This window comes from Peribacillus sp. BM1 (assembly GCF_056679975.1).
On sequence record NZ_CM155259.1, the window covers coordinates 4,330,559 to 4,342,988 of the forward strand.

Below are 12,430 nucleotides of genomic sequence, written 5' to 3' on the forward strand. Positions count from 1 at the left end.
TTTAATTGTTTTCTTTTTCTTACGTATTATCTAGAACGTAAGAAACGTCTTTTGACTATTTTGTCTGATTCTAGATCCTCTTCTTGCCTGTAAGATGGCTCCTCAGCTGTCACAGTCTGCTTTTTCTTAGATTTCCACTTATCGCGGATTTCCATCGCAACATTTGTCCACTGAACAATCTGAGAAATCTTATCTTGATTATTCTCGATTTCATGCTGTACCTTATTTGAAACTTTTTGAACAGATGTATTAAAGCTTTGGATGGAACTTCCTACATCCTTCACTGCATCTACCACGGTATTTAAGTTTTCTGATTTCTTTTGTAAATCTTCTGCGAGTGCGTTTGTTTTATGCAATAATTGCGTCGTCTCAAGTGACACACCTTGCATTTGGCTTTCTAGCCCCGTTAGTGTTTTCGACACACTATCAAGTGTAAATTGCAGCGATTTTAACGTTTTGGCTAAAAAAACAACTAAAATGAAAAAAGCAATTGCGAAAACAGCAGCACTCAAGTATAAAATGATCTCCATATCAATACCTCCGAAAAATGTCTTACTTATGTTTACACAATATTTTGTCTGTTCTTATCAATACCCTTTCCGTTCTGAGATAAACATCATCCCTAAACATTTTCCACAATTATGATACATATTCCTTCCTCATCGTAGTCTTAGAATAACAAATTTTTTCACGAGTGAAAATTATTTCTCCTCTCGAACCATTAGATGCAACAGAATACAGAAAATCGGTTACAATAATAATGTTATGGAGGTACGCAACAAATCTACGTTTTCCTAACAATTTGAGTAAATTCCTATCTCTTTATCCCGCATTAACGGGCAGTCCCCCCACCTCAAGGCTTAGAGGAATCGAAGAAGCGTAGATGGAGGATAACTGCCCGTAAAAGCCCGATTGGTTCAACTAAACCTTTGTGGTTTTCAAAGGTTTAGTTGAACCAAATCGGGTTCGTAGAGTCGCTTTATCGAAGCGTAGCGGAGATATTAGCGACTCTAGAACGGGACTAAACATCAGTGGGAAACTACACCTACTGATGAAAGTTTCACTTTATCTTATTTTTATGGAGGCCATACAATGAAAGATCCTAGAATTGAACAACTAGCAAAAAATTTAATCAATTACTCTGTTAAGCTACAAAAAGGGGAAAAAGTCCTGATCGAAAATTTCGGTTTACAACGTGAACTTGTCAATGCCCTGGTTAAAGAAGCATATGTAGCAGGCGGATACCCATTTGTTTCTTTAAAAGACCATCAAGTAGATCGCGCCTTACTGATGGGCGCAAAAGAAGAACAATTTGATATGATCGCTGAATTTGAAGCGAATGTTATGAAAAATATGGATGCCTATATCGGCCTACGCGCAGGTGACAATATCAATGAGCAATCAGATGTACCTGCAGAAAAAATGGCGATTCATGGTAATACAGTTGGTAAAAAAGTACATAGAGAAATCCGCGTTCCGAAAACAAAATGGGTTGTGCTTCGTTACCCGACAAACTCAATGGCTCAATTGGCGAAGATGAGTACGGAGGCATTTGAGGACTTTTACTTTAATGTGTGTAACCTAGACTACGGAAAAATGAGCGAGGCCATGAATAGTCTTGTTGAGCTCATGGATCGTACGGACAAGGTCCGCTTAACTGGACCTGGTACAGACTTAACATTTTCTATCAAAGACATCAAAGCGATTAAATGCGCTGGAGAATTAAATATTCCTGACGGTGAAGTGTATTCGGCTCCTGTCCGTGATTCAGTAAATGGAACGATTACATATAATACGCCATCGCCTTATCAGGGATTTACGTTCGAAAATGTGAAATTGACGTTCAAAGATGGCAAAATTGTTGAAGCAACAGCGAATGATACAGAGCGCATCAACAAAATCTTCGATACAGATGAAGGGGCTCGGTTCGTTGGAGAATTCGCGATTGGTGTGAATCCATTCATCCTTCATCCGATGCAGGACATCCTATTTGATGAAAAGATTGACGGCAGCTTCCATTTCACACCAGGACAATGCTATGATGATGCCTATAATGGCAATCATTCCAACATTCACTGGGATTTAGTGAACATTCAACGTCCTGATTATGGGGGCGGAAGCATCTACTTTGATGACGTATTAATCCGTCAAGATGGTCGCTTTGTCATTCCAGAGCTTGAGAAGTTAAATCCGGAAAACTTGAAATAATGAGCAAAACTCGCTATAACGGTTTGTTATAGCGAGTTTGTTTAATTTCATTTTAAAAACTTATTGGTTTCTCTCCTGTTGAAGCATAGGATTTGCTTGCATTTCCCGAAAAGTCATTCGTCTCGGTTGAACCTGCTGGTGAATATTATTTGGCTGAGTACTTTTCTGCTGAGACGTCCTCATTAAATCCAATGGCGTTCTCATTGTTGTATGAACTGGATTTTCTGTAGTATCACAATGTATCATTTTCTCTGTTTTGATTTTATTTGCTTCGATTAATGCCTCATTTTTTTGCTTCAGTTCTCCATAAGATTGAAGTAATTCTGTAATTCTTTGTTTTTGATTGGCTTCAGTCAACTGGAATGTTGCTAGCTCCCGGTTCTGTATGTCAAAAGATTGTCTTATTCCTTCCAATTCTTGATTTTTCCTTTGAGAAGATTGTTTTAACTCTTCTATTTCTTGGTTCTGCCTTTTGGAAGATTGTCTTAACCCTTCTAGCTCTTGGTGCTGATCCTGCTTCGTCAACTTAGTTTCTTCGAGTTCTTTCTTAAGATTTTGATAAGATTGTTTTACTTCTTCAAGTGCTTGTTGCTCCACACGTTTAGCCAATTTGAAGTCTGTAAGCTCTTGGTTTTTCGCTTCATAAGATTGTCTAAATAGATCGAGCACTTCTTTCTGGATCTGTACAGCCATTTTTGTTGTTTCTAGCTCATTTTTCTGTATTTCACAGGAATATCTTACTTCTTCAAACTTTTGGATCTGGTTCTGTTCCACTAATCTGGATTCGACTAACTCTTGGTTCATTTCTCGATAGGATTGTTTTAGTTCGCCTAGCTCTTGGTCCTGATTTTGATAAGACTGCTGTAATTTTTCGAGTTCTTGGCGGTGGCTTTGTTCCTTCAATGCGACATCTGCTAGCTGGTGATTGAGTGCTTCATATGATTGCTGTAATTCTTCAAGCTCTTGGATCTGGTTCTGTTCCGCCATTCTGGATTCTCCTAACTCTTGGTTCAGTTCCTGATAGGTTTGTTTTAGTTCACCTAGCTCTTGGTCCTGATTTTGATAAGACTGCTGTAATTCTTCGAGTTCTTGGCGGTGGCTTTGTTCCTTCATTGTTGCATCTGCTAGCTGGTAATTGAGTGCTTCATATGATCGCCTTACGTCTTCAAGCTCTTGGCTCTGCTCTTGTTCCACCATTCTGGATTCTGTTAATTCTCGGTTCAATTCTTTAAAGAATTGTTTTAGTTCGTCTAGCTCTTGGTCCAATTGTTGATTAGATTGGAGTAATTCTTCCAGCCCTTGTCGTTGGCCTTGTTCCTTCAAAATTACAACTGCCAGCTGGTGATTGAGTGCTTCATATGATTGCTGTAATTCTTCCAGATCTTGGCTCTGGTTCTGTTCCGCCATTCTGGATTCGGCTAACTCTTGGTTCAGTTCCTGATAAGTTTGTTTTAGTTCACCTAGCTCTCGGTCCTGATTTTGATAAGACTGCTGTAATTCTTCAAGCTCTTGGATCTGGTTCTGTTCTACCATTCTAGATTCTGTTAATTCTTGGTTTAATTTCATAAGCTCTTGATCCTGATTTTGATAAGATTGGAGTAATTCCTCGAGCTCTTGTCGATGGTCTTGTTCCTTCAAAGTTACGTCTGCTAGCTGATGATTCACTTCTTCATACGATTGCTTTAGGTCTTCAAGCTCTTGAATCTGGTTCTGTTCCACCATTCTAGATTTTGCTAACTCTTGGTTCATTTCCTGATTGGATTGTTTTAGTTCGCCTAGCTCTTGGTCCTGATTTTGATAAGACTGGAGTAATTCTTCGAGTTCTTGGCGTTGGCTTTGTTCCTTCATTGTTACATCCGCCAACTGGTGATTGAGTGCCTCATAAGATTGCTTTAGGTCTCCAAGCTCTTGGCTCTGGTTCTGTTCCGCCATTCTGGATTCTGCTAATTCTTGGTTCATTTCCTGATTGGATTGATTTAAATCTCTAATCTTTTGGTCCTGTTGTTGATGAGATTGGAATAGTTCTTCAAGCTTTTGGTGTTGGCCTTGTTCCTTCAAAGTTAAATCTGCTAGCTGATGATTCACTTCTTCATACGATTGCTTTAATTCTTCAAGCTCTTGAATCTGGTTCTGTTCCACCATTCTAGATTCTGTTAATTCTTGGTTCATTTCCTGATAGGATTGTTTTAGTTCGCCTAGCTCTTGATCCTGATTTTGATAAGACTGCATTAATTCTTCGAGTTCTTGGCGTTGGCCTTGTTCCTTCAGAATAGAATCTGATAGCTGGTGATTCACTTCTTCATATGATTGCTTTAACTTTTCAAGCTCTTGGCTCTGGTTCTCTTCCACCATTCTAGATTTTGCTAACTCTTGGTTCAATTCCTGATAGGATTGTTTTAGTTCGCCTAGCTCTTGGTCCTGATTTTGATAAGACTGGAGTAATTCTTCGAGTTCTTGGCGTTGGCCTTGTTCCTTCAGATTAGAATCTGATAGCTGGTGATTCACTTCTTCATATGATTGCTTTAACTTTTCAAGCTCTTGGCTCTGGTTCTGCTCCACCATTCTAGATTTTACTAACTCTTGGTTCAATTCCTGATTCGATTGTTTTAGTTCGCCTAGTTCCTGGTCCTGATTTTGATAAGACTGGAGTAATTCTTCAAGTTCTTGGCGTTGGCTTTGTTCCTTCATTGTTACATCCGCCAACTGGTGATTGAGTGCTTCATACAATTGCTTTAGGTCTCCAAGCTCTTGGCTCTGATTCTGTTCCACCATTCTAGATTCTGCTAATTCTTGGTTCAATTCCTGATAGGATTGTTTTAGTTCGCCTAGCTCTTGGTCCTGATTTTGATAAGACTGGAGTAATTCTTCGAGCTCTTGTCGGTGGCTTTGTTCCTTCATTGTTACATCCGCCAACTGTTGTTTGATTGCTTCATAAGATTGCTTTAGGTCTCCAAGCTCTTGGCTCTGGTTCTCTTCCACCATTCTGGATTCTGTTAATTCTTGGTTCAATTCCTGATTCGATTGTTTTAGTTCACCTATTTCTTGGTCCTGTTGTTGATAAGATTGGAGTAATTCTTCAAGTTCTTGGCGTTGGTCTTGTTCCTTCATTGTTGCATCTGCTAGCTGGTGATTGAGTTCTTCATTTGATTGCTTTAGGTTTTCAAGCTCTTGGCTCTGATCCTGTTCCACTAATCTGGATTCGGCTAACTCTTGGTTCAATTCCTGATAGGATTGATTTAAATCTCTAATCTTTTGGTCCTGTTGTTGATGAGATTGGAATAGTTCTTCAAGCTCTTGGTGTTGGCCTTGTTCCTTCAGGATAGATTCTGCTAGCTGGTGATTCACTTCTTCATACGATTGCTTTAGATTTTCAAGCTCTTGAAGCTGGTTCTGTTCCATCATTCTAGATTCTGCTAATTCTTGGTTCAATTCCTGATAGGTTTGTTTTAGTTCGCCTAGCTCTTGGTCCTGATTTTGATAAGTCTGGAGTAATTCTTCGAGTTCTTGGCGTTGGCTTTGTTCCTTCATTGTTAGATCCACCAACTGGTGATTGAGTGTTTCATACGATTGCTTTAGGTTTTCAAGCTCTTGGCTCTGGTTCTCTTCCACCATTCTGGATTCTGCTAATTCTTGGTTCAATTCCTGATTCGATTGTTTTAGTTCCCCTAGCTCTTGGTCCTGATTTTGATAAGACTGGAGTAATTCTTCCAGTTCTTGGCGTTGGCTTTGTTCCTTCATTGTTACATCCGCCAACTGGTGATTGAGTGCTTCATACGATTGCTTTAGGTCTCCAAGCTCTTGGCTCTGGTTCTCTTCCGCCATTCTGGATTCTGCTAACTCTTGGTTCAATTCCTGATTCGATTGTTTTAGTTCGCCTAGCTCTTGGTCCTGATTTCGATAAGACTGGAGTAATTCTTCCAGTTCTTGGCGTTGGCTTTGTTCCTTCATTGTTACATCCGCCAACTGGTGATTGAGTGCTTCATACGATTGCTTTAGGTCTCCAAGCTCTTGGTTTTGGCTTTGTTCCTTCAAAGTTGCATCTGCTAACTGGTGATTGAGTTCTTCGTTTGATTGCTTTAGGTTTTCAAGCTCTTGGCTCTGGTTCTCTTCCACCATTCTGGATTCTGCTAATTCTTGGTTCAATTCCTGATAGGATTGTTTTAGTTCACCTAGCTCTTGGTCCTGATTTTGATAAGACTGGAATAATCCTTCCAGTTCTTGGCGTTGGCTTTGTTCCTTCATTGTTACATCCGCCAACTGGTGATTGAGTTCTTCATTTGATTGCTTTAGGTTTTCAAGCTCTTGGCTCTGGTTCTCTTCCACCATTCTGGATTCTGTTAATTCTTGGTTTAATTCTACAAGCTCTTGATCCTTATTTTGATAAGATTGGAGTAATTCCTCGAGCTCTTGGCGTTGGTCTTGTTCCTTCATTGTCGCATCTGCTAGCTGGTGATTAATTGCTTCGTATGATTGCTTTAGGTTTTCAAGCTCTTGGCTCTTCTCTTGTTCCACCATTCTGGATTCTGCTAATTCTTGGTTCAATTCCTGATAGGATTGTTTTAGTTCACCTAGCGCTTGATCCTGTTGTTGATGAGATTGGAGTAATTCCTCGAGCTCTTGGCGTTGGTCTTGTTCCTTCATTGTCGCATCTGCTAGCTGATGATTAATTGCTTCGTATGATTGCTTTAGGTTTTCAAGCTCTTGGCTCTTCTCTTGTTCCACCATTCTGGATTCTGTTAATTCTTGGTTTATTTCTTGATACGATTGTTTTAGTTCACCTAGCGCTTGATCCTGTTGTTGATGAGATTGGAGTAATTCTTCGAGCTCTTGGCTCTTCTCTTGTTCCACCATTCTAGATTCTGTTAATTCTTGGTTTAATTCTACAAGCTCTTGACCCTTATTTTGATAAGATTGGAGTAATTCCTCGAGCTCTTGGCGTTGGTCTCGTTCCTTCAAAGTTACATCTGCCAGCTGATGATTGATTGCTTCATACGATTGCTTTAGGTCTTCAAGCTCTCGATACTTCTCTTGTTCCACTATTCTTGATTCTGCTAATTCTTGATTCAATTCTTGATACGATTGTTTTAGTTCACCTAGCGCTTGATCCTTTTGTTGATGAGATTGGAGTAATTCCTCGAGCTCTTGGCGTTGGTCTTGTTCCTTCATTGTCGCATCTGCTAGCTGATGATTAATTGCTTCGTATGTTTGCTTTAGGTTTTCAAGCTCTTGGCTCTTCTCTTGTTCCACCATTCTGGATTCTGTTAATTCTTGGTTTATTTCTTGATACGATTGTTTTAGTTCACCTAGCGCTTGATCCTGTTGTTGATGAGATTGAAGTAATTCTTCAAGCTCTTGGCTCTTCTCTTGTTCCACCATTCTGGATTCTGTTAACTCTTGCTTCATTTCTTGATTAAATTGTTTTAGTTCGCCTAGCTCTTGGTCCTGTTGTTGATGAGATTGGAGTAATTCTTCAAACTCTTGGCTACGGTTCTGTTCCACCATTCTGGATTCTGTTAACTCTTGTTCCATTTCTTGATTAAATTGCTTTAGTTCGCCTAGCTCTTGGTCCTGATTTTGATAAGAATAAAGTAATTCTTCGAGTTCTTGTTTTTGGCTTTGTTCCTTCAATGTAGTTTCTTCTAGCTGCTGATTCACTTCTTCATAGGATTGCTTTATCTGTTCAAGCTTTTGGCTCTGATCCTGTTGAATCATTCTGGATTCTACAAGCACATGTTTTAATTCTTCAAGTTCCTTTTCTTGACTCTGTTGTGTCAAACCAGAATCTGTCAGCTCCTGATTCAGTTCTTGATGAGTTTGCTTTAACACATCAAGGACTCGTTTCTGGTCTTGTTCTGACAACCTCGTTTCTGCTAGCTCTTGTTTCATTTCTTCATAAGATCGTTTTAACTCTGCTAACTCTTGGTTTAGAGCTTCATATGATTGCATTAATCCCTCTAGTTCTTGCGTCTTTTCTTCCAAGTCGATATTTTTTTGCTTTATAGCATCAGCGTCTCTTTCCTTATCCAGATCTTGCCTTTTTAATTCTTCGTTTTCTTTTTCTAAAATTGTATATTGTTTTTTCATTTCCTCTACCTGGTCGGTCATGGTTTGGATCTGTTCGACCAATTCTGATTGGATGCCCTTTTCCGCCTCCCTTTCAGCTGTAATTAGTTCATGCTGATGCCTTAAGGTCAAATATTCCTCGGTAATATCATTCTCCCGATAGCTTTTCAACACTTTTTTGTACTTTTTAATTTGGCGAATCAGCGTACTCAACTGATTCTCATCCGTGAAATTGGACACATTTACCCCCCCATTAAAAATGATATAACGTATTGTATGTTCTTCCATCTAGGCTGTGCAGATAGAATCATTTCAAAGTTCTGATGATTCCCTTTCAGAAAATGGGCGTTCATACCGTAACTAGGACTAGGGGGTCGACATACTTTGTACTGTACAATAAAAATTTTATTAGGGAGTCGATCATATGAGTCATTCACCACGGCCCACTCAAGAGCTTTTATGTATCAATGCTGAAAAAGTATATGATTGGGTTATATTACAGAATACGATTAGACAATTTGTTTCAGCCGAAGAGCTCGGATTAGACCATGAACTTCACGATGTAAAGCATGTATCTACGCGCTTTATTTTAACTGATGAGCATGGAAAACCGCTTGGACCAAATGCAGAAGTTAAAGTAAAAGAAATAGATAGACGCGAGGAAAAGACGTTTGTAATTGATGGTGCTTTGGTAACTCTCGAAAAGGTATCTTTCGTAAAAGTCTTCTACGTTGTTATTGAATTTAGAGGTACGAGAGAGCATTGTCCATTTGTCTTTACATCACACCCAATCCAAGTTGAAGTACACGAAAGTTTATTCTTATGCGCGCCAGAAGGTACAAGATTAGTCGTTAGAATTACGGACCTAGATGGCAATGCAAAGGTGAATTTCCACGACGACTGTTTAAAAAGCGTCGATCTTTCATTAACAACATGCCAAAGTATTCAAGCAGTTGCTGACGTTACGATCGAAGTGAAAGCAGACTTCTGCCAACCACGTGATATCTTAACAGAACAATGCTCAGCACCTATTATTCCGCAACAATGTCCAGTCCTTTTCCCTGGTCATGATCATTAATAAGTCCGCATAAGGTTTAAGAGAGGAAATTTCCTCTCTTTATTCTTTTTAGGGCGGGTGAAAAGCATGATTGAAAAATTAATTGGGGAATTAGAGTATAAACTTATGGAATTGGAACGTGAAGGCCTCGAATTCCAGGAAAAAATAAGCTCCTTACTCCTAAAAAAGCAATTGCAAGAATCAAATCCAATTTCCTATTTCAATTATTCGACAATCATTGATAAAGAAAAAACAAGAGAACATACCGTTATCGGCAACTTCCATTTCCATAATCAAACATATGTTCCCCTTCGTAGTCCAGTCATTTTGCTCAAGATTAATTCGGACAAACCCTATGATTTTTCCGGAAAATATGTACTTCCTAATAAGCCACTTCAAAACGAAGCTTTTTTTTGGGAACGTATTGAAGATAAACAAAACGCTACTGGTCGAAATGAATATTCATTTCGACCAGTAGCTAATCAAATCATCCCAGCCAATGATACATTCTCCTTTTCAAATTTTCAGATCCGTTTCTCAAATGAAGAATCCGGATACATACACATTGAAGGGTTTATTTATTGCCAAGAGAGAATAGAAGGAATTGCATCGTTGAATTCCATCAGCATCAATTACTAGAAATGGGGTGAGGAATTTGTATTCTTCGGAGAATAAGGAAATTAAAGAAATGTTGGCAACTCTGCTAAAAAAAGAACTTGAAAAAAAAAGTAATAAAGAGGAAAACGAGTCCACTATGCTACAAAAGGGACAAACCATCATCAATATTGATCACGGGATAAGCACCTATGCTTTGTTATATTTATTGCTTGGACAAAGTTCTAACACTGTATCTCAAAGTAACAGTTCAATGGTTGCTGATGAAAAACGTAGTCTAATAGCTGAAAAAAAATTAAAAAGATTGCTGGAAAACGTTGCACTGAACCAGAAGAAGAATAAGGAGTTTTATTTGAAGGTTTTAGAGCATTTAGAAAATTAATAGGATTTTAAAGGAATATTTTCACGATAATTTCCAGTCTCTTTTTATTAAAAGAGTATTTCTACGATAGAATTACGAATTATAATATCTGTAAAATACACCTATTTAGTTGCTTAGTCTTAAATAAGGAATAATAAATCATTTAATTTATTTGAATAAAAATTCGATAGAAAAGAGAGATCTGGAATAGCGATTCAGATCTCTCAAAGTAATTATATTATTGGCTATATTGAGTACCTGTGAACGTAGTATTGGATATTGTAGCAGATAGTGCTACGGCTAATACTGCTGTTCCACCAACAGTCAGTACATAGCTTACACCATCTTCCCTACTATTTAATACATCCACAAAGTCAATTGGTACAATAATCGCTTCGCCAGCCGTAAGTAGAGGAAGCGGCTGAGTAACTGTATGAATTACAGTTCCAAGCAATGGATCATTTTGGAACCTTCTAACTTTATGAATTCTAAATACGATTGTAGTCCCCACAGCAACAGCCACTGGAGCTGTAATTGTACTTGAACCACTTAACCAAACAAGATCTCCATTACATGCTGTGTCAAAATCTACATCTCCAATAACTTGCTCAGGTGCAATTGCACCAAGGATAGCTGCTGTTGCAAGTGTGACAGCTCCCGATTGGTTAGAAAAGTCAAAATCGACTACTGTTCTGCCTTCTTTATCATGACAACGGTCTTTTTTGTCGTGGTCTTTTTTGCACCCTCCTTTTTTCTGATAATATTCGCCATGATCCTCACTATATGATCTTGAAATATAACCCATTTTCTCATCTCCCTATAATATTTGAGACTTTAATATGTCTTCCCTCCTATATAATGCAAGTGGGCTTTCTTTCGTACAGGACAAGAGCATATTTTTCAAAAAGATTTTCCCTTTTCGAATTGAAATTCACACCCATTTTTGTGAATCTGGGTGCTTTTGTACGGATAGAAGAATACTCTATTCTGAGAAGGAGGTACGGATTGTCATGTCAGAATGGAAAAAACGTCCAAAGGTGCCTGAATCTCATCCTTTCAGAGAAATTTACAACGATTTTCTTGATTCCAGCCGCGAGGAATTATTGGAGTGGATTGATGAGCTCAAGAAGGATCGAAATGCAGCATTAGAGGAAAAAAAGAAAGGGAAAAGGACATATGATCATTTTATTAAACAGCGTATGATCGATACGGCGATTGAAGCGTATTACTGGAAGTTTTTAAATAAAGAGACAAGAATTCCAGAAGATGATGATGAAGAAAAAAATGAAGATTCGTGTTAACAGATCCCCTGACAACCGAACTTATATTTCAACGATTCAAGGCTTCTTTGTTTGAACCATACATTGTGAATGGGTGCATGCATTCACCGTTATGATAATATGCGCCCATCCTGTTTTATCTTTATTAAAAAATTCCTCATTAGTACAAGCATGCTTTCTTTCATTGAATATAATATTTAGACAATAAAGAAAAAGTGATAGTAATATGGATCTCTATAATAAAAAGAAAGATCAGTATTATATGAATGCAAACCAGCATTCACATGATCCTAATAAATTTGAAGACAAATGTCATCACAAAAAGAAGGATAAACAAGATAAGTTAGTTGAATTTGCAGGCGAGACTTTCATGCCGATTAATCCCAACCCTGTCGGTAATCAAACACTAATCCAAACAGTTCCTCGAGTTGTTTCTTCCGTACGTTTAGAAGATGTACAAGAAGGCAATGTTGTATGGCTAAACGGACTGTTTCAAGTAAACAATAATGATGGTACTCCTCGTGCTTTACTGACAAGTATTTATAGAAATGTTGTAGATCCTACAAATCTTGTTTATCAAGTGCTAACATGGGTTGATTCTGAAGATCGAGATGACCATACGCAAATTGTTGCCCAATTCGTTGACCACATTGAGTCTCGTGACCGTGATGTCACCTATTTATTAACAATTGAAAAATTTGTTGAGAACGCAGCCGTCTTTTTTTATGCACCTATTACCTTTACAGCATCTGAAATTAAGCGCTAAATCTTTTAGTATCACTAAAAATGACTCAGATTTTCCATATAGGGAATCTGAGTTTTTTATTGTATGAAAAAAAGGGTCAG

At 38.3% G+C, this 12,430-nt stretch carries 9 protein-coding genes; 6 read left to right on the top strand and 3 right to left on the bottom strand.

Going from position 1 to position 12,430, the window contains the following annotated elements:
• Positions 1-26: 26 nt before the first annotated feature.
• Positions 27-530 (bottom strand): DUF948 domain-containing protein, encoded by a 504-nt coding sequence (locus AC1MGI_RS20605; RefSeq protein WP_480347487.1) that lies wholly within the window; start codon positions 528-530, stop codon positions 27-29.
• Between the two features lie 562 nt (positions 531-1,092).
• Here AC1MGI_RS20605 and AC1MGI_RS20610 point away from each other — a divergent pair.
• A complete protein-coding gene (locus AC1MGI_RS20610; protein WP_480347488.1) occupies positions 1,093-2,208 on the top strand; it encodes an aminopeptidase in 1,116 nt (371 codons plus the stop codon).
• Positions 2,209-2,268: 60 nt separating this feature from the next.
• Here AC1MGI_RS20610 and AC1MGI_RS20615 read toward each other — a convergent pair whose 3' ends face one another.
• Positions 2,269-8,511 carry a hypothetical protein gene (locus AC1MGI_RS20615; RefSeq protein ID WP_480347489.1) on the bottom strand — a complete coding sequence of 2,081 codons (6,243 nt, stop codon included), beginning with the start codon at positions 8,509-8,511 and terminating at the stop codon, positions 2,269-2,271.
• Positions 8,512-8,695: 184 nt separating this feature from the next.
• On the opposite strand from AC1MGI_RS20615, the gene AC1MGI_RS20620 reads away from it, so the two are divergent.
• The 3 genes from AC1MGI_RS20620 to AC1MGI_RS20630 all read left to right on the top strand — a co-directional run bounded on the left by AC1MGI_RS20620 (position 8,696) and on the right by AC1MGI_RS20630 (position 10,325).
• Positions 8,696-9,349 carry a BMQ_0737 family morphogenetic spore coat protein gene (locus AC1MGI_RS20620; protein WP_062176657.1) on the top strand — a complete coding sequence of 218 codons (654 nt, stop codon included), beginning with the start codon at positions 8,696-8,698 and terminating at the stop codon, positions 9,347-9,349.
• 66 nt (positions 9,350-9,415) lie between these two features.
• Positions 9,416-9,967 carry a hypothetical protein gene (locus tag AC1MGI_RS20625; protein WP_480347491.1) on the top strand — a complete coding sequence of 184 codons (552 nt, stop codon included), beginning with the start codon at positions 9,416-9,418 and terminating at the stop codon, positions 9,965-9,967.
• A gap of 16 nt (positions 9,968-9,983) precedes the next feature.
• Entirely contained in the window at positions 9,984-10,325 is a 342-nt protein-coding gene (locus AC1MGI_RS20630) for a hypothetical protein (protein WP_480347493.1), read from the top strand.
• A 217-nt stretch (positions 10,326-10,542) separates the two neighbouring features.
• On the opposite strand, the gene AC1MGI_RS20635 is transcribed toward AC1MGI_RS20630, so the two are convergent.
• Positions 10,543-11,109, bottom strand: a complete 567-nt coding sequence (locus AC1MGI_RS20635; protein WP_480347496.1) for a hypothetical protein — start codon at positions 11,107-11,109, stop codon at positions 10,543-10,545.
• A gap of 205 nt (positions 11,110-11,314) precedes the next feature.
• On the opposite strand from AC1MGI_RS20635, the gene AC1MGI_RS20640 reads away from it, so the two are divergent.
• Both AC1MGI_RS20640 and AC1MGI_RS20645 read left to right on the top strand, forming a co-directional pair.
• Positions 11,315-11,605: a hypothetical protein gene (locus tag AC1MGI_RS20640; RefSeq protein WP_480347498.1), complete on the top strand. Its 291-nt coding sequence runs from the start codon at positions 11,315-11,317 to the stop codon at positions 11,603-11,605.
• A gap of 205 nt (positions 11,606-11,810) precedes the next feature.
• Complete coding sequence (locus AC1MGI_RS20645) at positions 11,811-12,350, top strand: hypothetical protein (protein WP_480347499.1); 540 nt, start codon at positions 11,811-11,813, stop codon at positions 12,348-12,350.
• The last annotated feature ends 80 nt before the right edge of the window (positions 12,351-12,430 follow it).

Excerpts from the sequence above, each read along its gene's own strand:
- AC1MGI_RS20625 (WP_480347491.1), top strand. The coding sequence starts at position 9,416 with ATGATTGAAAAATTAATTGGGGAATTAGAGTATAAACTTATGGAATTG.
- AC1MGI_RS20610 (WP_480347488.1), top strand. The coding sequence starts at position 1,093 with ATGAAAGATCCTAGAATTGAACAACTAGCAAAAAATTTAATCAATTAC.
- AC1MGI_RS20605 (WP_480347487.1), bottom strand. The coding sequence starts at position 530 with ATGGAGATCATTTTATACTTGAGTGCTGCTGTTTTCGCAATTGCTTTT.
- AC1MGI_RS20620 (WP_062176657.1), top strand. The coding sequence starts at position 8,696 with ATGAGTCATTCACCACGGCCCACTCAAGAGCTTTTATGTATCAATGCT.
- AC1MGI_RS20635 (WP_480347496.1), bottom strand. The coding sequence starts at position 11,109 with ATGGGTTATATTTCAAGATCATATAGTGAGGATCATGGCGAATATTAT.
- AC1MGI_RS20640 (WP_480347498.1), top strand. The coding sequence starts at position 11,315 with ATGTCAGAATGGAAAAAACGTCCAAAGGTGCCTGAATCTCATCCTTTC.
- AC1MGI_RS20645 (WP_480347499.1), top strand. The coding sequence starts at position 11,811 with ATGGATCTCTATAATAAAAAGAAAGATCAGTATTATATGAATGCAAAC.